The organism is Affinundibacterium macrobrachii (assembly GCF_014652415.1).
Taxonomy (GTDB): domain Bacteria; phylum Pseudomonadota; class Gammaproteobacteria; order Burkholderiales; family Burkholderiaceae_D; genus Undibacterium; species Undibacterium macrobrachii.
Window position 1 is genome coordinate 216,594 of record NZ_BMYT01000006.1, and the last position, 24,268, is coordinate 240,861.

Sequence of the window (24,268 nt, forward strand, 5' to 3'; positions counted from 1 at the left end):
TTCATTTGTGCGGTAATTTGATTGAAGACCAATTTCCTTGACGAATATTTTGTACGCGATGGTTCAAACTTTTCCTGATCCAGTGTAAGAACAGGAAACGTTTGATACCCGATAGATTGCTTCCATGTTTCAGATAGAAATCATCCGGAGCATCAAAAACACCAAAGTCATGATTGATCCCTTCTTTTTGTATGTAGGTATCGGTACCGCGCCATTCGATATCAGGTTGTAATAGTGATTTAGTCGAGATGCCATAGCCGCAAAAAGCGCCCTTAATTTCTGTGAACTGTTTCTGCACACTACTTAAATAGGGTTTATCTAAAATAAAACCTTCTAGATTGATCCAACGATCTTGATGCCAGACTTCAACCCAGCTATGAATGATGCTACGTGGTGCAAGTGCATAAGCAAGCCCACTGATCGCGCCTTTTTGTAATGCTTTATCGATAGTGAATCCATGAAAGCGACATGGAATTTCACAACTGCGTAGGAGCGCCATCAGTAAAGTCGTTTTGGTATTGCATTGCCCAATGCCGTCAGCCAGGACCCGCGATGCGGGTAAGTCATCTGCTTCGTTGTAGCCAAATGTGATTTGGTTTTGAACGAAATCGTAAATGCTTGCGATACGTTCAGTGTGTGGCAAGCTTCGCCAAGCCCTGCTGGCAATCAGTTGCTTGATCTTGTCGTGATTGAAATCTAGCAAATTTGTTGGACGTAGAAATTGTTCCATTTAGTTTCACCTTTTGTTTGAATGATCGATGCCTTAGTATGGCAATCTCGAAACGTGGTGTCTTGAACGAAACTGCTGAATTTAAGTTCGACGCTGTAGATGTGGTAATAAACTTTGTGGTGAGACACCAAACATCGCTAGAAAGCTGCGAGAGAAATGTGCTTGATCAGAAAAACCTGCTGCATGCGCCGCATTGATTGCGCTACTACCATTCAATATCATTTCAAGTGCGACGATAAGGCGTAACCACTTACGATAACTTCGTAAGGGCATACCTGTTTGCTCTCTAAACCAGTGCGAGAAGCGCGAATCTGACAAGGCAATTTGCTGTGCAAGTTCCTTACGTTTGCTATAGCTTGTGCCCACTTCTTGTCGAATCGTTTGCAAAATAAGTGGAAGTCGTGGATCGCGTTTCTTGATCACGCGATGATGCTTAAAAAATCCTAAGCAATTTTGATACAAGTTTTGAATGGAACTTTCTGAGTGAAGCAGCGTTTGAAAAAAGTCGGCAATTCTTGGTGGTAGGGCTTGTATGGATTGTGCATCTTTTAGATGTTCGCATAAAGCATTTGCTAGCGTACTGGTAGGATCAAAAAATAGAGAGAGGTGACGAGTTGCGATTAAACGATGTTCGATACCTGCTGGTACAAAGATCGCATTTGCTTGGAGCTGTGTTTCACCGCTGATGATCGTAAAAGGCTGATCTAGCCGCACGATGCATTGATGCGCCCAATGTGCGTGTGATCGGTTCTCTCCAGATTGTCCAATAAAAAACGCGAAGCCTATCTCAATGCCTACTTCTCCCGCCCAAATTTGTGAGTTCAAACCTTGTGAGTTCAAATTAGAAATGGAACGAGTCTGTTTGCGCATGCAAATGAAATTCAAAAAGTGGGCAACTCTGCATTCGCATGTTGACGCAGTTTGCGTTTTGCGTGTTCATATTCGGGGTAGATTGATTCGACAGTCGCCCAAAATTTTGCGCTGTGATTCATTTCACGTAAATGCGAAAGTTCATGTGCGATCACATAATCAATTATGTCGATTGAAAAGTGTATGAGTCGCCAGTTCAGCCGTATTTTCCCTTGAGATGTACAAGATCCCCACCGAGTCCTTGCTGATGATAAGCTCATGGAGTGATAACTTACACCCAATCGTTGTGCAAACAAAGGCATGCGTTGATTGAATAAGTGTTTTGCTTCTTGTTGCAACCAAGCTTTGACACGATCTTTTATTTGTTGCTCGTGACTATCGGGCGGTATGGAAATAGTTAGAATATCTTGCTCAGCATCGTGGTAAATGGATGCTCGGCTTTGTTCGCGGATATGCAGCGTCAGATGCTTGCCGAGATAGGGCAAACGTGCACCATCTTCCCAACGCATTGTGGCTTCTTTGCGCCTGTGATTCTGTTCTCGTTTTTCACTTAGTTTCGCAATGATCCATTGCTGCTTTTCGCGTATCGCTTGTTCGATATCGGCAACAGTTACCCAACGAGGTGCAGTGATACGTAGGCCTTCAGCGCCAATCAAAAAGCCTATGCTACGGCGCTTTGATCGACGCAATTCATAGTCGAGAACTTGGTCTTGGATCAGAATTTGGCGTTTGCGCACGCCATTGGCGGGGTCGATTGTGTTTGGCGGACGGTGAGGTGTTATTACTTGCTCACTACCCCCAAATAAATCGTTGAAAAAATCTAATTGCAAGGCACGTTGCAATCCTTGGATCAAGCTTGCTTGTGCTGAACGTGCAGTATTTTTAGAATTCTCAGCGGACATGACTTCTCTCAATCTAATCTGTAGCGCAGCGCTTGCTTGGATAAGCTTTTTAAAACCAAGCGAGCAGCTGACGCTAACGAGTTTAGCACGGCTTTGATTGAGCGGCTTATTTGTAGCTAACTTGTAGGCTTACTTGTAGGCTTGCGGAGAGATGACGCGCATTTCTGCTTCTATCCAATCTTCAACTTTGGTCATCAATTCTGTCGCATTCATGTCGCCTGGTGCGATCGGTTTTCCTACTGAGACGGTGATCAAGCCGGGACGTTTGATGAAAGAATTTTTAGGCCAGCATTCGCCAGAATTTAAGGCAATCGGAATGACTGGTGTATTGGTTTCAATCGCCAGTCGCGTGCCGCCACCTTTGTAGTTACCTTTTTGTCCAACCGGGATACGAGTACCTTCTGGGAACATAATGACCCATTGGCCATCGGCCAAACGCTTACGCCCTATCGTTACAACTTGTGCGAAGGCGTCTTTGCCTTTACTACGATCAATCGGGATCATTTTCATTAAAGAAATTGCCCAACCAAAAAAGGGAATATAGGTAATCGATTTCTTAAACACAAACACCAATGGACGCGGGGTCGACATTAATAAGAAAATGGTTTCCCAAGCAGATTGATGTTTTGATAAAACGATCACTGGACCGTCAGGAAAATTCTCATATCCACGGGTTTGATAACGAATCCCACAAATTACTTTCGCTGCCCAGATGATGAAAACATTCCAGCGTGCGGTTGCCCAATAGCGTTGATTGTAAGGAAGCGGCGCGAACAAAAAACAAATAGGTGCCCAAATCACGGTGGCGACGACCATCACAATCGTGAAAAGCAAAGAGCGGATAAAACATAATGCTGAATACATGAATAATCCTGAAGCGAAAGAAATAAGATTAAAAATTAGTCGGCTGCGGCTTCTGCATGGAGCAGTGCTTCCACCATCGCCGCAAGGTCGGAATGGATTTGTGTTCCTGGTGGTAAACCACCTTTGTTCATCGTTCCCTGACCTTTGCCAGTCAATACTAAATTCGGAATGCAGCCCATCACAAAACCCGATTGCAAATCACGTAAAGAGTCGCCGACACAATGCACACCTTTGAGCGAGACATTGTAGCGGTTTGCGATCTCTTGCAGCATGCCGGGTTTGGGTTTGCGGCAGTCGCAATTATCATCCGCGCTGTGCGGGCAAAAAAACACCGCGTCGATTAAGCCACCCACTTGCTCGACAGTTGCATGCATTTTTTGATGAATCGCATTGAGTGTAGTCATTGGAAACAGCTTACGTGCCACACCAGACTGGTTAGTCGCCACCACCACGGTATAGCCCGCTTGATTCAAACGCGCAATCGCTTGTGCTGAACCGGGTATGACTTGCCATTCATCAGGTGATTTGATGAAAGCGTCGGAGTCATGATTAATGACGCCATCGCGGTCGAGGATGATGAGTTTTGGTGGTGTCATTGTTGTTCCCTAACATTCTTTGCTTTAGCGCCCTTGTCCCGCAAGCGGCAGAAGGGTTGGGATGAGGGTGGTTCGGATTCCAATAAACTATTTCAAGTTCGCATTTTTTGATCACAACGCGTCGCGGTTTTACTTTTGAATGCTTTTGCGGTTTCTGAATTACCCTCACCCTAGCCCTCTCCCGCTGGCGGGAGAGGGGAGTTTGAATTACTTATGTGAATTGCTTACGCCGCCAACTTCGAAATATCCGCGACTTGGTTCAACATGCCATGCAGAGATGCGAGTAATGCCAAACGGTTATTGCGCAATGCTAAATCTTCCGCATTGACCATCACATCATTAAAGAATGCATCGACACCTTCACGCAAGGCTGCTAAAGTTTTCAACGCACCTGTAAAGTCGCCCGCTGCATACGCGGCGTCAACGCTAGGTTTGACATCGACCATGGCTTTGTACAATGCCTGTTCTGCTGCTTCTTGCAACAGGCTAGCATTAATTTCACCTGGCGTAGCTTCCGCTTTTTTCAAGATGTTGGTGATACGTTTGTTCGCTGCCGCTAATGAAGCAGATTCTGGCAATGCCGCGAAGCTTTGTACGGCTTGTAAGCGTTCCACAATGTTGTCCAAGCTATCTGGGTTTTGTGCAACCACTGCTTCTACTTCGCTTTGTGAGAAACCGCGTTCACGCAATTGACCACGTAAGCGGTCATACAAGAAGGTCAGTACGTCAGCGCTTGGATCTTTGAAATTCGCATTGCCAGCAAATAATGTGGTGGCAGCAGCGATCAAGGATTGCAGAGAAATCGCCAAACGTTTTTCGACCAACATACGCAAGATGCCGAGCGCGTGACGACGTAAGGCGAATGGATCTTTGTCGCCCGTTGGTTGCAAACCGATACCCCAGATACCGACCAGAGTTTCGAGCTTGTCGGCAAGCGCGACGGCAGTACCCGTAGCTGTTGCAGGCAAAGCATCACCCGCGAAACGTGGTTGATAGTGTTCGGAAGCTGCCGCCGCGACTTCATCGTGCTCGCCATCATGCTTGGCATAGTAGGTGCCCATAATGCCTTGCAACTCAGGGAATTCACCGACCATGTCGGTCAACAAGTCAGCCTTCGCCAATAAGGCACCGCGCTCAGCGAGCACCACATCTGCACCGATTAATTTTGCAATCGTGCCAGCCAGAGACTGAACCCGTTGCGTACGTTCTGCTTGGCTACCGAGTTTATTGTGATACACGACATTGGCTAATTGCGGCAAACGGTCGGCTAAAGATTTTTTCTTATCTTGTTCAAAGAAGAATTTCGCATCAGATAAACGCGGACGCACAACACGTTCATTGCCTTGAATGATGTGTTCTGGTGTGTCGGTCGCTAAGTTAGAAACGATCAAGAAACGTGAACGCAATTTGCCAGCAGCATCCGTCACAGCGAAATATTTCTGATTGGTTTGCATGGTCAGAATTAAGCATTCTTGCGGCACGGCCAAGAACTCTTCTTCGAAATGGCATTCATACACGACAGGCCATTCAACTAAAGCTGCGACTTCGTCGAGCAAAGATTCTGGCATTAAGACCTGATCACCATTGGCTTTCGCCAGCAAAGCTTGGCGAATTTGTTCTTTGCGTTCAGTGACGTTGGCAGTGACTTTGCCTTCTTCTTTCAAGGCGCGGTTGTAGTCTTCCGCATCAGCGATATTCACTTGGCCGGCGGACAAGAAACGGTGACCTTGAGTGACACGCCCAGCCGTTAAGCCAAGGGCGCTGAGTGGGACGATGTCTTTTCCATGCAAGGCGATGATGCTATGCACTGGGCGCACGAAATGCACAGTCGCGCCATCAGGACGTTGATAGCTCATGACCTTAGGAATCGGCAACTTGCTGATGGATTCCTCTAGTGCCAATTGCAAGCTGCCTGCCAATGCGCTACCTGGTGCTGTGTAACTGTAGAAGAAGCTTTCTGCTTTGCCGTCGATAGCGCGTTCTAAGTCGGATACTTGCAAATTTGGGAAACCCAAGGCGGCGAGTTTTTTTGTTAAGGGCGCTGTGGCATAGCCATTCGCATCGATTGCCACGGACACAGGCAATACTTTTTCACGCATTTGTTTATCTGGAGAAGTGCCGCGTACTTTGCTGATACTCACAGCCAAACGGCGTGGTGAAGCAAAGCTAGTAACAACGGAATCTGCTTCTAAGAAATCACGCGATTTCAAACCATTGACGATGCCTGCAGCAAATGCTTCGCCTAATTTGGCGAGGGCTTTTGGTGGCAATTCTTCGGTAAACAATTCAACTAAAAGTGTTTGGTTCATGTTCAATCTCAATTCTGTACTTGTCTATGGCTGAGCGAAGTGCTTAAGCTGCTGTCGCTGCTGCTTGTGCTGTAGCTTTCGCGAGTTGTGCTTCGATCGCGGCTACAACCTCACGTTTATGTTGGTCGTCTTCTGCGCACATAGGGAAGCCCAATTGATAGCGTGCAGACAAATATGCTGCCGCAACAGCACGTGATAAGTTACGAATACGGCCAATATAAGCAGCACGTTCGGTGACTGAGATTGCGCCGCGTGCGTCCAACAAGTTGAAGGTGTGCGCTGCTTTCAAAATCATTTCGTAAGCAGGCAAGGCCAAAGATTTCTCGGTGACTTCGAGCAAACGTTTCGCTTCTGCTTCGTAATTGCTGAACAGAGAGAATAAGAAATCGGTGTTCGAATATTCAAAATTGAAAGTCGATTGCTCTACTTCGTTTTGGTGGAAAACGTCACCGTAAGACAAACGCACGGTTTTGCCGTTCTCTTCGCGTTCAGTCCAAACCAAGTCATAGACATTTTCTACGCCTTGCAAATACATCGCCAAACGTTCGATACCGTAGGTGATTTCACCGAGAATCGGTTTGCAATCTAAGCCGCCCACTTGTTGGAAGTAGGTAAATTGCGTCACTTCCATACCGTTCAACCACACTTCCCAGCCTAAGCCCCATGCGCCTAAGGTTGGGTTTTCCCAGTCATCTTCGACGAAACGAATATCGTTCTGTTGCAGGTCGAGACCCAGGGCTTTCAAAGAGCCTAAATACAAGTCCAAAATATTTTCTGGTGCTGGTTTTAACACTACTTGATATTGATAGTAATGTTGCAGGCGGTTTGGGTTTTCACCGTAGCGACCATCTTTTGGACGGCGTGATGGTTGCACATAGGCAGCGCGCCAAGGCTCAGGGCCAATCGCACGTAAGAAGGTTCCGGTATGCGATGTACCCGCGCCGACTTCCATATCGATAGGTTGCAGCAGTGCGCAGCCTTGTTTGTCCCAATAATCTTGTAAGGTCAAAATAATTTGTTGAAATGTGAGCATAGCTCTTCTGCCTTTGTGCTGGATTGTTGCTCTATATCATGTGCCTTGAAAAGCAAGCTGAACGACATGAGCAAGGAATTTATAAACCTTTGATTTTAACCTTTTTTCGCCCTTATTCGTCAGCTATCACTGAGCTTTTCGCTCTAAAAGCATGCTTTTAGTGGATCGAGATCGCATCAAGGTTAAGGATGCCGAAAAATTTCTGCATTCGCCTATACTTTTGCTATTTCGTGAATTGTTTATTCCCTCAGTTTTGCCCTTGTCTTGGAGTTTGTTATGCGCGCTTACGCTGTTCCCCGTAGTTTGCGGTTCGCTTACCTCGTGTTATTGGCTGCCATTAGTTTTTCTGTTTGGGGCCAAGAACCGCAATTGGAAGTGAGTGATGGTGTTTCATCAAAACAATGGAGTCGTAGCGCTTTATTGGCGGAATCGGTTCCCATTCAAATCGACAAAGATTCTGCCTATAAGCGCAGCATGACTTACCGCGCGGTGGCTTTCGCGAAGTTGATGCCGATGTTGATGACAAAAACGGCTGCAAATACTTCAGTGCAGTTTGTTGCTTTGGATGGATTTGTTGCCAATATCGCAGCTGCCGATTTAGTTGGCAAAGGACAGCCATATTTAGCGATTGAGACAGATCAACAGCCATGGCCAGCGATCGACCCAAATAATCCAGCAAAAACTGCGAGCGCAGGACCGTTTTATTTGGTCTGGCTGAATCCAGAAGCAGGCAAGATTAGTAATGAGCAATGGCCTTATCAAGTGGTAAAGATTCGTGTCGAACTGCCTTTGCAGCAAAGATTTCAGCAAATAATTCCTTCACCAAAATTGTCGAAAAATTATCAGCAAGCTATGCAGGGTATGCAAATTTATATCAAAAATTGTGCGGTTTGCCATAGTATGAATGGTGGAGGAGATGCCGCGATAGGTCCTGATTTAAACCAGCCATTTAGTCCTACCGAGTATTTTCACCAAGCGTTTTTGCGTAAGTTGATTCGCAACCCAGCAGCTGTGCGTAATTGGAAACAAGCACTGATGCCAGGATTTGATCACCAGTCGATATCCGAATCCGATTTAGATGCCTTGTTAGTCTATTTCAAGCACATGGCTGCACTCCGTCGCATGAAATGAGCGTGTTTGTGAAATGAATTCGAGTCAAATGACACTTTGTTCCTCGGTTTTTGCATTCTGTCGCAATTCACTAGAAGCGCCGAGCGGCGATCCCTACAATGCAGTCATCGGATCAGCAATTACGAGTTAGCCACAGAGCGTTAGTCATTGATGACCGATTGAGAGAACTAAGCAGTTTTTGCTTAAATACATAAGGGGAATAAAAATGAAAACGAATCACCGCAACATTCTTATCGCTATCGCCATTATTGTGGGCTTGCTGTTCTTGACCTATTTATCGATTGGCACATCACATATTGTTATTGATGGCGAAGAGATCGGCGATATTGGCGGCTTTACTGGATTCTTAATTGCCTGCGTGGTTGGTTTTGGCGCTTTGTTCTTCGCTTTAAGTATTACAGGTTTGGTGCTGGCGATGGTGGCCTTAGTCTTGGTGGTAGGCTTGGGTGCCGTACTCGGTTCATTCGCGATTGCATTGCTTCCACTGATGATTCCGTTCTTAATTTTGTATGGCTTATTTGTACTGATTTCTCGTAGTTCACGCAAAAAGGCAGCCTAAGCTTTCTTGATATGCACCGATAGAAGTGATCTTGTTTAAAGAAGCGGTCACCAAAATTAAGTGTAAAACCGAGTTCAGTTTTAACCACATAGAAGTAAAAGAGGTAAATCATGTCGACACTAAAAACTTTCACAATGCGTCGCCGCTTATTGGCAACAGCATTTATTGCCACCGCATTTGCCGCAACCCCAGCCTCCGCTAGTTGGGGTAACTGGTGGGGAAAATCGGTTGAGGGTTCTGGTAAAGTTGTAAAGCAAGAGCGGAATGTGCAGGATTTTCGTGCAATACAGATTTCTGTACCTGGCAAGGTTGAACTCAAACAGGGCAATCATGAGGCGGTATCGATTGAAACCGATGACAATATTCAAGCCATGCTAGAAGTCGTCGTTGAAGGCAATACCTTAAAGATACGCTCAAAAGAGAAGAATCAATACCCAAAAACACGTAACCTGTCGATCGTCGTGCATTTTAAGAATTTGGATGATTTTGCCTTAGAGAGTTCTGGTAGTGTGAAGAGCGATAAAATCATCGGCACCGATTTAAAACTGCGGATTGGCGGTTCTGGCGAGATGGATGTGAATGAGTTAAAGGCAGAGACTTTAAAAGTCAGTATCGGCGGCAGTGGTAACTTTAGCGCTCGCGGTGTTGTGCCACAAATCGCAGGAACTATAGGCGGCTCAGGTGAACTGAATATGGCTAAGCTGGCTGCCAAAGATGTCAGAATTAGTATTGGCGGTTCTGGCTCAGTACAGACTTGGGTCAGTGATAATTTAAATGTGCGTATTGGTGGCTCTGGCACGGTAAATTATTATGGTGATCCGCAAGTCAGTAAATCGATTGGTGGTTCTGGCAGCGTCAATCGTAAGGGTGCGCAACCATAAAAATTAATCGAACTTATTCAATCGAAGTAAAACATAAGGCGACCACTGGTCGCCTTTTTGTTTTTATGTACTTATGATTTATTCAGAAAACCAATTTGAGCGAACATAGGCAACATGAGTAAGGATTTTGTATGGAACACGATTCCTAGCCTGCATTGCTGCGATTGTTCGCTTAATAGCAAAAAGTAGTTGTCGTGTGAATCTTTATGGCATCATGAGTCGCCACGATTCGATTGCTTTATTTTGCTGTCAATTTTTAAAGTAAATCTGAGTTAATTTTATTTTTCCTTAATTAAATGAAAATGTATTAATGAATCAATTCGTTTCCCTTCCTACAGAACCAGTTCCCACTCTGCCAGATTATCCAGGCATAGCCATAAACCAAATTATTTTGGTGCAAAATCAAACGCAATTAGATTTAGCGCGTGCCAACTTACTCTCGCATTCATGTTTAGGCTATGACACGGAATCAAAGCCGGTATTCACTGCCGGAAAAGAATCTGATGGGCCGCATTTGATTCAACTAGCGACCGAAAAGCTAGCCTTTCTTTTTCCTTTAGTATCGTCAGAGCAGATCAACTTTAGCCGTGGATTATTGCGGGAAGTATTGGAATCGGATCAGATTAAAAAAGTCGGATTTGGTTTATCCGATGATAATCAAATGTTATCGCGCAAGCTTGGAATTCGTATTGCAAATGTGCTTGATTTATCCCGTAGCTTAAGTGACAGCCGTAAAAAGCAAATGGGTGCAAAGCGCGCTGTCGAAAAATACTTTGGACAGGTTTTGCAAAAATCAAAACGCGTATCGACTTCGAATTGGGCGGCCGAGCGATTGACGGATAAGCAACTAAAATATGCGGCAGATGATGCGCAGTCTGCATTGCTAGTCTATTTACTCGCTAGCGCACAATCCGCATCTAAAGCCTAGCACAGTTGAATTTGGATTCGCGCGACTGAACTCATTGGTCTTTTCTTAGTCATACTCACCTAGCAACATCGTTTTGGGACTTATTCATGCCTAATTTTTACAAATTTTTACCATATATTTTTGTTGCTGGAATTGGTGTAAGCACCCATGCGAGCGCAGATGGTCTATCTGATTTGAAAGCAGCTTTAGTGCGATTGCAAGGGCAGACGCCGGTGAAAGCCTTCGTCGAAGCGAAAACTTGGAATCGGCAAGGCGAAGGTAAAGATCAAGAAGAAACACAGGGTTTGGCGAGTGTCAGCATTGAAGAAAGTTCACGCGGGCTACAAGTTTTGTATAGCAAGGAGATGTTGTTAAAACTAGAGTCTGAAGAACGTCAACGAGAAAAAGATAAAAAAGCGAAAACACCGACTTTATCTGCTTTGAGTGAGGTCAACTCTTCGGCATTGCGCCCAATGATTTCGGCCGCGAGTAGTTTAAGTCGAAGCTTAGAAAAGGCAAACTTTAAGAGCGAGAAAATGGATAGCTTTAATGGCAAACCTGCACGCTTGTTAAATTTTGAAATGTCGATCGATAAGCTAAACGAACGCGATCGTAAGTACATGAAAAAGTTTGATGGACAGATTGACGTTTGGATCGCTGCCGACGGTACGCCCTTGGCGAGTCGACTAACGCAGGCAGTATCTGGCCGCGCTTATGTCGTGATTAGTTTCGAAATGAAAAATGAAGAAGAATGGCTTTACGGCACAGTTGGAGATCGTCTAGTTGCTCTAAAAAAAGAGAGTAAAAATAGTGGTGCGGGTATGGGGGAAAAAGGGGAAGGAAAAGTGATTAAAACCCTGCAAATACAAGCTTTGTAAATCGTAGGAAAAAGTTCTTGATTCGTTCAATTTCTACTTAATCATTTCTTATTCAATCAGTTCTTACATCGTCGCCAAAATCATCAAATAATCAAAAAAAACAAGTACAACATTTCGAGAAACAAGTAAGCAATAAATCATGAATCATTGGTTCGATAATTAAGCCAACATAAAGGAAAGAAGATGCAACATAAAAATCCAATAAAACGATCGAATGATATCTTTAACACGTTCGTGCGCCCAGTTAGTGCCCTCGTTTTGGTTCTGGGTTTGCAAGCGATCAGTGTTCCACAAACGGCGATTGCGCAATCCTCTACAACAAATGTGGAGGCGAATGCTACGAATCAGACGCAGGCAGGAAAAAAACTCATTACGCACGATGTTTACGCCAATTGGCGCAGCATTCAAAATGCGGTTTTGAGCCGTGATGGTCAGTGGGCAGCGTATGCATTAGTTGGGCAAGAATCCGATGGCGAAATCGTCATCAAAAACGTACGTGACGCTAAAGAGTGGCGTGCACCGCGCGGTAATAATCCAGTATTTAGTTACGACGGCAAATTCGTTGCGTTCTCAGTGTTGCCAACGCGTGCTGACCTTGAAAAAGCAAAGAAAGCGAAAGTAAAACCAGAAGATGCGCCGAAAGCGAGTGTCGGTGTTATGGACTTATCAACCGGCGTAGTCGAATACGTTGAACGTGTAAAACGCTTCAGCTTTCCAGAAGAAGGAACAAGCTTGTTGGCAGTCTTGTTAGAGCCTGCGAAAGAGCTGAAGAAAGAACTGAAAAAAGAAGAGACTGTAAAAGCAGACAGTTTAAGTGGTGATGACGCTAATGCGATGCAAGATGCAAGTGGGAATTCACAAGAGCAATATGATCAGCAAGCAATGATCGCTGCGGCTGGAGCAGCAGCAAAAAAGAAAGAACCGGGTACAGAATTAATCATTTGGGATTTAGTACAAAAACAGAAAACTTCTATCTCAGATGTCGCTGATGTAACTTGGAATAAAGCGGGCACTTTGTTGGCCTATTCGGTTTCATTGAAAGATGTCGCTAAGGACGCTGCAAAAGACGCTGCGAAGGAAGCAAGCAAGGAAGTAAGTAAGGATGCAACTAAAGATCAATCGGTAGAAGCGGCAAAGTCTGACAACAACGCGGCACAAGATAAAGTGAAAGCCGTTTCTCAAGCAGAAGGTGTCTATCTGTGGTCCGCTGATACCAAGCTAGCTAAGCCAATACTTACTGGCGCCGGTAGCTACAAATACTTACGATTTGACGATGCTGGCCAACAATTTGCGGTGTTAAGTAATCGCGATGAGTTGGCTAAGAAAGCAAAGGATACGCAAGTGTATTCGTTGTTTTATTGGCGCGCTGATGCGCCGCAAGCGAAGTTGCTCGTCAATGCAGAATCGAATGGAATGACCAAAGGTTGGGCGCCAAGTGAGTACGCTGATCTCAGTTTTAGCAAAGATGGTCAACGCTTGTTTTTGAGTACCGCTGAATTGCCCGTCACGCCACCAAAGAATGCTGTTGAACCAGTGAAGGTTGATCTTTGGCATTGGAAAGATCCCGAGTTACAGTCGATGCAAAAAGCTAACGCTGAGCGCGACAAACAACGCTCTTATCGTGCGGTTGTACATTTAGCTGAAGGTAAGTTTGTGCAATTGGCTAATAAGCTGATTCCCCAGATTATGTTGAATGACAATGCCCAATTTGCGATGGGAATTAGCACGCTGCCCTATCGTCATTTGATGTCATGGGACAGTTTGTATTACGACGCTTATGCGGTTGATCTGCAAAATGGACAAGCGAAAATGCTGGTAGAAAAATCGCGCTTTATGCCGCAGTTTTCCCCAGCTGGTAAATATGTTGTCTACTTCGATGCCGATAAAAATGTGTGGTGGTCTCATGCAACGACTGACGGCAAGAAAACAAATTTGACAGGACATATCAAGACACGTTTTGAAGACCAACAACGTGACACGCCAGAACCCAAAAATGCTTTTGGTGTAGCAGGTTGGACCAACGATGATGCCAGCGTAGTACTCTATGATCAATTTGATTTATGGGAAGTGAATTTGCAGTCTAAAGCAGCACGTAATTTGACTGCTGGTTTCGGTCGAAAAAATCAATTAGAGCTGCGCTATGTACATTTGGGTGATGTACGTCAAAGTCCGCAAACCAAAGCTTTACCTGCGGACAAACCGTGGATTTTGTCGGCGACGCATGACGTGAATCAGTCGACTGGTTACTACACCATTCAGCCTACCCCGAATCAGCCGCTTGAACCTAAGCGTCTGATTCATGGAGATAAGTTGTATTCTGGTTTAATGAAAGCAAAAGATAGCGACACGATTTTATTTACGCAGCAAACGTTCACAGAATTTCCTGATTTGTGGAGTGCGGATTTAAGTTTTGCCAAACCGCAGAAAATTAGCTATGCGAATCCTCAGCAAGTGCAATATAACTGGGGCACGCAAGAGATGATTGACTACACCAGCGCTGATGGGAAAAAACTCAAGGCTTTGCTCGCTAAGCCTGAGAACTTTGATCCGAAGAAAAAGTATCCGATGATGGTGTATATCTACGAAAAGATGACAGACAATATGCATCGTTTCGTCTCACCAGCGCCAGCGCAAAATATCAACGTCACACGTTATGTTAGCAACGGATATGTTGTGTTGCGTCCGGATATTGTTTACAAAACTGGTTACCCAGGTAAGAGTGCACTAGATACCGTAGTACCTGCGGTGCAGCAAGTGATTGCTAAGGGTTATGTTGATCCAAAACGTGTCGGTATTCAAGGACATAGTTGGGGCGCTTACCAAATCAGCTACATGATTACGCGCACCAATATTTTCCGCGCTGCTGAAGCTGGCGCGTCGATGGCAAATATGGTGAGTGGCTATGGCGGCATTCGTTGGGGCGCCGGTATTAGCCGTGCCTTTCAGTATGAAAAGCAACAAAGTCGTATTGGCGGAACGCCTTGGGATAGTACCGCGAAGTATGTAGAAAATTCACCGATTTTTGCGATCGATAAAGTGCAGACACCATTTTTGACAGTGCATAACGATGATGATGATGCTGTGCCTTGGTACCAAGCGATTGAGTTCTTTACTGCAATGCGTCGCTTGAATAAGGAAGCCTACTGGTTCAACTATAACGGTGAAAAACACGGTTTGCGTGACCGCGACAACATTAAGCATTTCACTGTTCACATGAGTGAATTCTTTGATCATTATTTGCTGAATAAACCACGTCCGGAATGGATGGATAAACCAGTGCCATATTTGGAAAAAGGTAAGCGTGATGTGATGGGACAATTCATTCCAGTTAAAGCAGCAGACGTGAAGAAATAGAAAGTCAAACTAAGTAGTTTCTTTTTTGTTTGTAACGAAAGGGCGATTCAATATCGCCCTTTCGCATTTGTTCACCGTGGTTTATTCTCTGCTCGTTTTATAATATTGCTTTAACAGATAAACGCTTGCGAAATATCATTCGAACTAGCTGAACTAGCAGCTAGAAGTTGAAAACGAAAGTTTCAAGATACAGCTTCAATATCAAGTTTAAAAAATCTTCAAGGAATACAGAAACTATATGACGATCACGATTTATCACAATCCTCGATGCGGTACTTCTCGTAATACGCTCGCTCTCATCCGTAATAGCGGTGATGAACCTGTTGTGATTGAGTATTTAAAGCAAGTTCCGAGTAAACAAGAGCTTCAACAAATCTTAGCGGCAATGTCGTTTTCAGCCCGCCAGTTGATGCGAGAAAAAGAAAGTGTGTATCAAGAGCTGGGTCTGGCAGATGACAAATGGAGTGAAGACGCGCTCGTCGACGTGATGCTTGCGAATCCTATTTTAATTAATCGACCGATTGTCGTAACCCCTTTGGGAACGAAGTTGTGTCGTCCATCTGAATTGGTATTAGAGATTCTTCCTTCGGCTCAGCGCGGTGAGTTTCGTAAAGAAGATGGTGAGTTAGTGATCGATGCTGATGGCAAGCGGGTCTAAATACCCAATAGAGATTAAATAGATAGTGGCATTCAATTTGCAATCAATCGCATATTGAATGCCACGATGATTTGGAACATATTTGTCTTTACTTTGTGAAGACCTTAGATTTTGGTACGCCTCATTTACTCAAGGTTTCATGAATACGGCCGACCTCCATCATCGCGGCAGAGCCATACCATTTATGGTACTCAGCAATCATTTCTCCTTTAATAATCACCGGATCTGTGGCGGTTAATTGTTTGGCTTCTTCTATATCTTTTACTGCGAAAATAAATAGACCTCGCCAGCCGTCGACACCATCGAAGGGGCCGGCAACTGCTAACTTTCCTTCTGCGGCGAGTCGTTTCATGTTGGCAAAGTGTCCTGCGAACATTTCATCTCTTTCTTTACCTGCGGCTATTTTATTGGGGCCAGTTTTCAAAACGACTAGCACGTAATTGCGCATGCCACGTTGATCTGCACCTAGACGTTCTGCCGTTGCCGCATCGTATTTGGGATTGGTCACAACCGTGGGTGTCTGTGCTTGTGCCAATGCGCCTATTGAAATCGAAAAAATTGTCGTGATGCTCAAGATACAATTTCGTACGCGACTCAGTACGCAACTTAGTAAGCGAATATTTGATCGCATAATGCACTCCTGTGGGTTGGGTGGTTAGACATTGTAGAGTTGTAGTCTACTTCTATAGTAATGGAATCTGCTAATTATTGTCTTGCCTTATTCAGTTTTTAATTTGGTAAAAGTGTCGTGAAAGTCCTACATCGTCTGAGACTTAACAATTTTTTTAGGTTCATTGTTGATAGATGATAGGAATGCGCGTGGTTTCCATGCACAATGATTGAACTATGTAGGTATTTCTGATCGATTAAAAGATGAGAAGAAGCAGGGTATTTGTTATTTAGGTGCTGACGCGTATTTGATGCTTATTTCCTTGAAATGGAAGAAAATTGCTAGTTCGTTTGTACATTTCGAAGTTTGCTATTGTTATGCATGACATTCGTCTTTGCTTTCGCCTTTTGATTCTCTTGATTGCGTCGGCAATCACATATCCCGTTTTTGCTGAATGTTCTCGAACGGTTCAAGTTCCCGTCTCCGTCACTGGTTTGAGTGTGATTGTAAAAGGTAATCGCTACACCGGGATTACGCCTGATTTTCTCAGTTTGCTAGAGGCGAAGTCCAACTGTCGCTTTGCTTATTATCAAGTGCCAAAGAATCGCCAAGAATTTTTATTTGAAAGCGGTAAAGCCGATCTGTTAATTACCACCGTAAAAACAGATAAGCGCGACAAGGTAGGCCACTTTGTTCCTTTGATTCAAATTCGAGCGACCGTGATTTCTATGCAGTCTGCTGGATCGCCAATTCTGAGTTTGTCCGATTTACTATCGCGAGAACAACTCCGCTTGGTTGCGGTACGTGGATTTGACTATGGAGTTGGATATCAAGAAATTTTGAAAGAGATGGCGAAGCGTAAGCGATTAATCATTGAGCCTGATGCTGTGTCGGTAGCACGTAGCATGCAAAAAAATAGTAATTACGTGACGATTATGACGCCGACTTTGTTTTCTGGATTTATTCGTACCGAAAAAATACTGCACGATTTGGAAGGTAAGGTGCGTTACGACAAGTTAGACGAATTACCTTGGACTGATAGCGGGATTTACATTTCAAAATCTGCCTTGCCGCCGAATGATCAAATCTATTTAAAAGCGCAGATGGATAAGCTCGCTGCAACGGATGTTGTTTGGAAATCGTATGTAAATGTTTATCCATCCGACGTTGTGAAGCTCGGTTTGCGGCGCCATTCTGGCGCTTAGTATTTGCAGTGCGGAAACTCCTTTCCTCAATTTCTACATATCTGAACTTACCATTGGTGTCACCGTGACTCAGACTGATCGTCTCCTCAATTATTCATAGCGTGCACACCTCGACTCACTGGAACTAAGTTAAGATACCGCGGTCAATATTGATCTGTCTTTTATCCCTTTTTTCTTTGGAGTGTGTAATGCGCCCAGTTTATCCCGCTGTCACCTTAGGTTTTCTTTTGGCGAGTGCCGAAGTTTTAGCTCAATCTGCAGCTACCGTAGATAAAAATATTCCCGCTACAGCTCCCGCAAATGCGGCTCAGAAAGTCGAAGCTAAATCGGCTGCTAAAGCCCCCGTGGCTGCGACACCACGCCCTATCGAGATCGCCGATATGGCTGCTTTCAAAGGAATTAGTGCAGCGGTACTGTCGGCAAACGGGCAGTGGGCTGCGTGGCGTTTGAGTGAAGCGGAGGGAGATGCCACTGTCATTGTCAAATCCTTGTCGGGCAAAGAGGAATATAGTTTTCCTGCAGGGCAGGGTGCAGGAAGTATTGAATTTTCTGAAGATGGTTTGTGGGCGGCATTTACATCGCACATGAGCAAGAAAGAACAAGATGCAGCGAAGAAAGCCAAGAAGCCTGTGCAAGCGAAAGTCACACTCGTTGATTTGAAAACGGGTAAATCTAGCGTTGTTGAAAAAGTGCGTAAATTTGCATTTGCAAATGAGCGTGGTGGTTGGATTGCAATGCATAAGGCGATGGCAGATAGTGCGACACCCGCACCAGCGATGCCGACAGCACCAGGAGCTCCTGCACCAACGCGCGCCAAAGGTTCAGACTTGCTGTTAAAAAACCTGAAGACTGGAGCTTTGCTGAACCTTGGTAATGTTGCTGAATTTGAGTTTGATTTCCAAGGTCGCTATTTGGCTTACATCGTTGACGCGAATGACAAAGCGGGTAATGGCGTGGTAGTTCACAACTTGGATAGTGGTGCCAGTCAGGTGTTGGATGATGGTGATGCAGTTTATGAAAAGTTGCTCTGGAACGATAAGGGAACTGGTTTTACTGTGCTGAAAGGCATAGAAGATAAAGCCTATGTTGACAAACTATGGAATGCGATTGGTTTTCGGATCGATACCAACAACAGTTTTATGAAGACTACAGTTGATCCTCTAAAGCTGAAAGATTTTCCGCAAGACATGACAATATCCGGCGACGCACAACCACGTTGGAGTAGAGATTTCGCTTGGATTTCGTTTGGTATTAAAGAAGCGAAAAAGAAACCTAAAGATGAAAAGAAAGATGCAGATTCCGATGAAAAAGTGAATTTGGTTCTTTGGCATCACCAAGATAAACGCTTACCAACGCAACAAAAGGTGCAACAGGATTTTGATAAGAAGCGATCTTCAGCGGCGATTTATCGTATAGCAGAAGCCAAATTTATTCGACTCGGTGACGAAAAATTGACTTCGGTAGCGATGCCTCAGTTTGGCGATTGGGCGCTGGCACAAGATGATAGTGAGTATCAACGCCAAGCCAGTATGGACGGTCGACGTTTCAGTGATGTGTACGCGCTTAGTTTGAAAACAGGAGAGCGCCGATTATTGAACAAACAAGCGAGTTGGACGTTTGGTCTGGCGCATGATGGTCGTCATTATTTGCACTATGAAGATGGAAATTTCTTCAGCATAGAAATGGCTACAGGCAAACGTCATAATTTGACCGCTGGTTTAAACACCACTTTTGTTAATGTCGACGATGATCATAATTTGGTGAAACCACCAGTCACGCCATTTGGCTGGAGTTCCGACAGTCGTTTTGTTCTGTTAAGCGATGGTTGGGACATTTGGAAAATGCCAGTAGATGGTGGTAAGGCGACGCAAGTGACGCAAGATGGCAAGCGCGATCAAGTGCGTTATCAGCGACGTTTGGTGCTTGATCCCAATGAAAAAGGGATTGATTTAAGTAAGCCTCAGTACTTTAATGCCTATGGCGAATGGACTAAGAAAGCAGGCTTTTTGCGTTTAGATCCAAATGGTAATGTGAAACGTTTGGCGTATGCTGATGCTGCTTATCGTCGTTTGATTAAGGCAGAGAAAAGTGACACTTTCTTGTTGTCGAAAGAGACTGCGATTACGCCGCCAGATCTTTATGTGAGCGATGCGCAACTTACGAATATGCGTAAGCTCACCGATTTGCAAGAGCAAGAAAAAAATTACACCATGGGCAGTGGTTCGATCTTAGTTGATTACATTGGTACTGATGGCAAAAAACTTCAAGGCGCTTTGTTTTTACCTGCCAATTACCAAGCAGGAAAGTCCTATCCAACGGTGGTTTATATCTATGAAAAATTAAGTCAGGGTTTAAATAGCTATACGCCTCCAATGGTTGGCGGTGGTGGTTTTAACCGCGCGTATTACACCAGCCACGGTTACGCCGTTTTTAATCCTGATATTACATATCGTTTAAACGATCCAGGTGTGAGTGCGAAAGAAAGTGTGCTACCGGCTTTGCAAGCAGCAATTGCGACTGGGGTGGTCGATTCTAAGCGTGTTGGCTTACAAGGACATAGCTGGGGTGGATATCAAACAGCATTTTTGATCACGCAAACCGATGTGTTTAAGGCTGCATCTGCTGGCGCTGCATTGACCAATATGATTAGTATGTACAGTTTGGTTTACAAAAATTCTGGAAGTACCAATCAAGCGATTTTTGAAAGTAGCCAAGGTCGCTTTCTCGGTAATTACAATGATCACTGGGACGCTTATGTGCGAAACAGTCCAGTGTTCTTTGCGAAAAACGTCAAGACGCCTTTATTGATGTTGCAAAATGACGTCGACGGCGCGGTTGATTACACGCAAGGCGTCGAGTATTTCAATACTTTGCGTCGTGCCGGTAAAGATGTTGTGATGTTGGAGTATCCAGGTGAAAACCATGGCTTAGTGAAGAAGCCAAATCAAAAAGACTATATGCAACGCATGAAAGAGTTTTTTGATTTCCATCTGAAAGATAAGCCTGCACCAGAGTGGTTAAATAAAGGCGTCGCTTGGCTAAAAATGGAAGATCACTTGAAAGAACGCGCTGCTTTAGTTCGACCAGCAGAAGTAAAAGCTGAAGCAAAAGCGGATGATAAAAAGAATGTGGATGGGAAACCAGCAGCAGGAAATTGATGTAGGAATTTGCGCTTGCAAATGAATGTGTTTGCAAGCGCATCAATAAAAAACCTCGAATCTATTTCGAGGTTTTTTGTTTTATGCATTTTACTTCTTGTCTTGTTTTAGCTTGTTTGCCCAAGCCAGCATTTCACTTTCTAAGATGGATAAGGGCACCGAGCCTAGGCTCAATAGCTTATCGTGAAACGCTTTGATATCAAACTTTTCGCCGAGTATGGTGTTTATTTTTTGCCGTACTTCGCGAATTTTAATTTCGCCTAATTTGTAGGCTAATGCTTGTCCTGGCCATGAAATGTAGCGATCAATTTCTGTAGTGATTTCATGTTCTGAAAGTGCGGTATTGTCACGCATGAATTGTAGCGCTTGATCACGCGTCCAGCCCTTTGCATGCATGCCAGTATCGACCACCAGACGCGAAGCACGCCACATTTCGTAAACTAAACGACCGAAGTGATGGTAGGGTGTTTCATAGAATCCCATCTCGACGCCCAGATGCTCAGCATACAGTGCCCAGCCCTCACCGAAGGCGGAAATATAAGCATTGCGTCTAAATTCGGGTTGTTCTGCTTGTTCACCCGCTAAGGCGATCTGCAAGTGGTGCCCTGGTACTGCTTCATGTAAAGTTAAGGCAGGCAATGCCCACATTGGACGCTGATTGAGTAATGAGGTATTGACCCAGTAATTTGATGGACGTTTAGGATCGCCACTACCCGCATAGCGACCTGCGGTATAAGTCGGTGCGATGTCAGCTGGAACTGCTTGAATGCCATAAGGCTTACGTGGCAATTGCCCAAAATAGCGGATCAACATTCCATCTGCCTTTTTCGCCCAATATGATGCCTCCGCTAATAATTCGTGGGGTGTCTTTGCATAGAATTGTGGATCAGTGCGTAGAAAGTGTAGGAATGCTTTGAAGTCGCCATTGAACTTCAATTCCGCAATAATTTTTTCCATATCGCTGCGTATGCGCGCAACTTCTGTTAGGCCAATGTTATGGATTTCTTCTGGTGTATTTTCTAAAGTGGTGTATTCAAAAATCTGTGCTTGATAGAAAGCTTTGCCGTTTGGAAGATCGTAGGCGGCAATTGATTTTCTTGCTTTCGGCATGTATTCGTTGCGTATGAATTCATATAAATTTTGATACGCAGGAATTACCTTGTCAGCGATAACGCTTCTTGCCTTCTTCTGTAATTCCGTTTGTTGTGCGGCTGAAATCGATGCAGGAAGCTGGGTAAATGCTTTAAAAAATACGCTGTTATCAACGCTGGTCGTTAGGTGTTTTTGAATACTTGCATCACGTCCGATTAACACTACTTGAGGCATCGTCATTCCACGTTCCATTCCAAGCTTCATCAATGCAATTTTCTGTGAAAAAGTTTGTGGAATGCTCGCCATTTGTTTAATAAAGCGCTCACAACTTTTTACACTAACGCAGCGCGTTGATTCCGCAGCGCCTGCGGTGCTAGCCCAAAACTGGCTATCCGAATTGAAGGTCAGTAGATGTGCGTTGAGCGTTGTTGCATTGATGCGATTAGTGAGTTGGTCGGCAAATATTTTGTAGTTGATGCGTGACTCACTCGAAAGCAGTGCAGGATTAATTTTCTTTAGATCTTCCGATAAATTACGCCACATTTTTAGGCGGCGCTGTTCTGCCTCATCGCTATAATCGGCTTGCGTGATCTCATCTTCATCATCCGCTGCACGACGACCAGGAAATTCCTTATTTCTGTACGCAGTTTCTTTCTGATATAGCGTTTTGAAATTGAGTTCTGCCTTGGCTTGCTCAGATTGATTGGCGACACCACTGACCTTAATCGTTTGTTCCGCAGCTTGTACATTTGAAATGCCGCTGGTATTCCATATTCCTGCGCAAAAAATCAGGCTGATGGCAATGCTAATGCCTGTACGCTTAGTCGTCGGTGTTGTGCTCTGCGAGATTTGAGAGGTAATAGAATTTCTGTGCTGATGCATAATTTCTCCGAAGTTGAGGTGAAGCAAGAAGTTCGAATAAATGAGGTGATGCTTAGATATACCAAGAATATACCTGAGTGTATGTGCAAAGTCTGATTGCTTAAAACTAAATTAGTTCATTGTTGCGGAAACGCGGAAAAATTTATATTCAAGAAACAAATGTGCGTGAGTATTAGACAGTATCTGAGTCGCTTGCTACACTGAAATTCAATATAAATTATTTTAAATATTTTGAATGACAACACTAGCTTCTTATACCGCTAACTTCTGGTCGCATGCCGAGTTAGGTGCGAATACGATTATCTTTCTCAACTTGACTGGCGCTTTGTTGCTGGGATTTGTTGTCGGTTACGAACGATCCTATCATGGTAGGGCGGCCGGAATGCGTACCTACGGTTTGGTTTGTATGGCGTCTGCCGCGCTGGTCGTGATTGCGGGATATCCAGATTTCTGGTTTGGTGGCAGAGCCTTGTCTCCCGTTGCTTTAGATCCATCGAGAACCATACAAGGCGTAGTTACCGGCATCGGTTTCCTAGGAGCTGGTGTGATCATGAAAGAGGGTTTTAGCATTAGTGGCTTGACTACAGCCGCTTCGCTTTGGGCTTCCTCCGCGATTGGTATCTTAGTTGGAGTTGGCTTTTATGCTGCGGCGATCTTGTTAGCTTTTTTGTCGGCCGCCTGCATGATTTGGGTTTTCAAGTTAGAAGCATGGCTACCAGCACGTCAAGCAATCTCCATCGTGATGCAATTTAAAGAAGGTTTTGTTGCGAGTGAGACAGCGATACGTCAATTAGCGATGGCGCGCGGCTACGAAGTCGCTGGAGGGACGATCATCATCTCATCAAAAGATGGTCGAACCGAGTGGCGCTTTGTTGCGGTCGCGTTAAATCGAAAGCAAGCCACCTCAATTAGTGCCTTGTCGGAAGAAATGAATAAATTTGAGGGTTTGGTTTCTTACCAGTTGGCACACGCGAGAAATTAACTAAGTGATTGAATTGTAAGTATAAAAGAGAATTTTCCTAATTTTCGCTGGAAATTTTTATCTAAAAAGTGCGAGAGAGATTTAAAAAGCTATTGACAGTTAAATCGAACATCTCCATAATTCGGGGTTCCCTGGGAGGGGTGGCCGAGTGGTTAAAGGCGACAGACTGTAAATCTGTTCTCTCTGAGTACGCTGGTTCGAATCCAGCCCCCTCCACCAGGCAGAATTTAGCGGCTGAGGTTATTGTCGGATCAGTTTCGTACGCGGGTGTAGCTCAATGGTAGAGCCGAAGCCTTCCAAGCTTAAGACGAGGGTTCGATTCCCTTCACCCGCTCCAAGTTTAAAGTTTTGTAGGTGCATGTGGTTTGTGCAAGTGCTGCCCTTGTAGCTCAGTGGTAGAGCACTCCCTTGGTAAGGGAGAGGCCACGTGTTCAATCCACGTCAAGGGCACCAGAGTAGTTTTAAATCATCGTCTTCGCATTGTTATTGTCAGGCGTGTGTCTGATAGCTTAAGAAGATCTCTCACAATCGTTAGGAGTCTAAAATGGCAAAAGGTAAGTTTGAACGCACCAAGCCGCACGTTAACGTCGGTACAATTGGTCACGTGGATCACGGTAAAACGACATTGACAGCAGCGATTGCGACAGTATTGTCTGCAAAATTCGGC

Annotated in this window: 20 protein-coding genes and 3 tRNA genes; 14 read left to right on the forward strand and 9 right to left on the reverse strand. The window is 44.6% G+C overall.

The window, feature by feature from the left end; translation table 11 throughout:
• Position 1: 1 nt before the first annotated feature.
• From IE103_RS16135 to glyQ, 7 genes are all read right to left on the reverse strand, one after another.
• A complete protein-coding gene (locus IE103_RS16135; RefSeq protein WP_189347168.1) occupies positions 2-730 on the reverse strand; it encodes a transglutaminase-like domain-containing protein in 729 nt (242 codons plus the stop codon).
• Between the two features lie 81 nt (positions 731-811).
• Positions 812-1,600 carry an AraC family transcriptional regulator gene (locus tag IE103_RS16140; RefSeq protein WP_189347169.1) on the reverse strand — a complete coding sequence of 263 codons (789 nt, stop codon included), beginning with the start codon at positions 1,598-1,600 and terminating at the stop codon, positions 812-814.
• A gap of 11 nt (positions 1,601-1,611) precedes the next feature.
• Positions 1,612-2,502: a M48 family metallopeptidase gene (locus tag IE103_RS16145; protein ID WP_189347170.1), complete on the reverse strand. Its 891-nt coding sequence runs from the start codon at positions 2,500-2,502 to the stop codon at positions 1,612-1,614.
• A 129-nt stretch (positions 2,503-2,631) separates the two neighbouring features.
• Positions 2,632-3,366 (reverse strand): lysophospholipid acyltransferase family protein, encoded by a 735-nt coding sequence (locus IE103_RS16150; RefSeq protein WP_189347171.1) that lies wholly within the window; start codon positions 3,364-3,366, stop codon positions 2,632-2,634.
• A 35-nt stretch (positions 3,367-3,401) separates the two neighbouring features.
• On the reverse strand, positions 3,402-3,962 hold the full coding sequence (gene gmhB, locus IE103_RS16155; RefSeq protein WP_189347172.1) for a D-glycero-beta-D-manno-heptose 1,7-bisphosphate 7-phosphatase: 561 nt from the start codon (positions 3,960-3,962) through the stop codon (positions 3,402-3,404).
• 224 nt (positions 3,963-4,186) lie between these two features.
• Positions 4,187-6,271 (reverse strand): glycine--tRNA ligase subunit beta, encoded by a 2,085-nt coding sequence (gene glyS / locus IE103_RS16160; protein WP_189347173.1) that lies wholly within the window; start codon positions 6,269-6,271, stop codon positions 4,187-4,189.
• Positions 6,272-6,314: 43 nt separating this feature from the next.
• Complete coding sequence (glyQ, locus tag IE103_RS16165) at positions 6,315-7,304, reverse strand: glycine--tRNA ligase subunit alpha (protein ID WP_229827323.1); 990 nt, start codon at positions 7,302-7,304, stop codon at positions 6,315-6,317.
• Positions 7,305-7,580: 276 nt separating this feature from the next.
• On the opposite strand from glyQ, the gene IE103_RS16170 reads away from it, so the two are divergent.
• The 7 genes from IE103_RS16170 to arsC all read left to right on the forward strand — a co-directional run bounded on the left by IE103_RS16170 (position 7,581) and on the right by arsC (position 15,672).
• A complete protein-coding gene (locus IE103_RS16170; protein WP_189347174.1) occupies positions 7,581-8,435 on the forward strand; it encodes a c-type cytochrome in 855 nt (284 codons plus the stop codon).
• A gap of 205 nt (positions 8,436-8,640) precedes the next feature.
• Positions 8,641-8,994, forward strand: coding sequence for a hypothetical protein (locus IE103_RS16175; RefSeq protein ID WP_189347175.1), 354 nt, complete (start codon positions 8,641-8,643; stop codon positions 8,992-8,994).
• A 110-nt stretch (positions 8,995-9,104) separates the two neighbouring features.
• A complete protein-coding gene (locus IE103_RS16180) occupies positions 9,105-9,875 on the forward strand; it encodes a head GIN domain-containing protein (RefSeq protein ID WP_189347176.1) in 771 nt (256 codons plus the stop codon).
• Positions 9,876-10,185: 310 nt separating this feature from the next.
• On the forward strand, positions 10,186-10,803 hold the full coding sequence (locus tag IE103_RS16185; protein WP_189347177.1) for a 3'-5' exonuclease: 618 nt from the start codon (positions 10,186-10,188) through the stop codon (positions 10,801-10,803).
• 86 nt (positions 10,804-10,889) lie between these two features.
• Entirely contained in the window at positions 10,890-11,660 is a 771-nt protein-coding gene (locus IE103_RS16190) for a hypothetical protein (protein ID WP_229827324.1), read from the forward strand.
• A 183-nt stretch (positions 11,661-11,843) separates the two neighbouring features.
• Positions 11,844-15,014: a S9 family peptidase gene (locus IE103_RS16195; protein ID WP_189347178.1), complete on the forward strand. Its 3,171-nt coding sequence runs from the start codon at positions 11,844-11,846 to the stop codon at positions 15,012-15,014.
• Between the two features lie 238 nt (positions 15,015-15,252).
• Complete coding sequence (gene arsC / locus IE103_RS16200; RefSeq protein ID WP_189347179.1) at positions 15,253-15,672, forward strand: arsenate reductase (glutaredoxin); 420 nt, start codon at positions 15,253-15,255, stop codon at positions 15,670-15,672.
• A gap of 121 nt (positions 15,673-15,793) precedes the next feature.
• Here arsC and IE103_RS16205 read toward each other — a convergent pair whose 3' ends face one another.
• The gene (locus IE103_RS16205) at positions 15,794-16,303 is read right to left on the reverse strand and encodes a YciI family protein (protein ID WP_189347180.1); all 510 of its coding nucleotides are present in this window, start codon (positions 16,301-16,303) and stop codon (positions 15,794-15,796) included.
• A 356-nt stretch (positions 16,304-16,659) separates the two neighbouring features.
• Here IE103_RS16205 and IE103_RS16210 point away from each other — a divergent pair, with 356 nt between their 5' ends.
• Together IE103_RS16210 and IE103_RS16215 are read left to right on the forward strand one after the other, a co-directional pair.
• Entirely contained in the window at positions 16,660-17,487 is an 828-nt protein-coding gene (locus IE103_RS16210) for a type 2 periplasmic-binding domain-containing protein (protein ID WP_189347181.1), read from the forward strand.
• 188 nt (positions 17,488-17,675) lie between these two features.
• Complete coding sequence (locus tag IE103_RS16215; RefSeq protein WP_189347182.1) at positions 17,676-20,645, forward strand: S9 family peptidase; 2,970 nt, start codon at positions 17,676-17,678, stop codon at positions 20,643-20,645.
• 90 nt (positions 20,646-20,735) lie between these two features.
• On the opposite strand, the gene IE103_RS16220 is transcribed toward IE103_RS16215, so the two are convergent.
• A complete protein-coding gene (locus IE103_RS16220; RefSeq protein ID WP_189347183.1) occupies positions 20,736-22,619 on the reverse strand; it encodes a DUF885 domain-containing protein in 1,884 nt (627 codons plus the stop codon).
• Between the two features lie 235 nt (positions 22,620-22,854).
• On the opposite strand from IE103_RS16220, the gene IE103_RS16225 reads away from it, so the two are divergent.
• The 5 genes from IE103_RS16225 to IE103_RS16245 all read left to right on the forward strand — a co-directional run.
• The gene (locus IE103_RS16225) at positions 22,855-23,601 is read left to right on the forward strand and encodes an MgtC/SapB family protein (protein WP_189347184.1); all 747 of its coding nucleotides are present in this window, start codon (positions 22,855-22,857) and stop codon (positions 23,599-23,601) included.
• A 134-nt stretch (positions 23,602-23,735) separates the two neighbouring features.
• A tRNA-Tyr gene (locus IE103_RS16230) sits at positions 23,736-23,820 on the forward strand.
• A gap of 44 nt (positions 23,821-23,864) precedes the next feature.
• Positions 23,865-23,938, forward strand: a tRNA-Gly gene (locus IE103_RS16235).
• Positions 23,939-23,979: 41 nt separating this feature from the next.
• Positions 23,980-24,054 (forward strand) — tRNA-Thr (locus IE103_RS16240).
• Between the two features lie 91 nt (positions 24,055-24,145).
• On the forward strand, positions 24,146-24,268 hold a 123-nt coding region (locus tag IE103_RS16245; protein ID WP_229827326.1), incomplete at its 3' end, for a GTP-binding protein.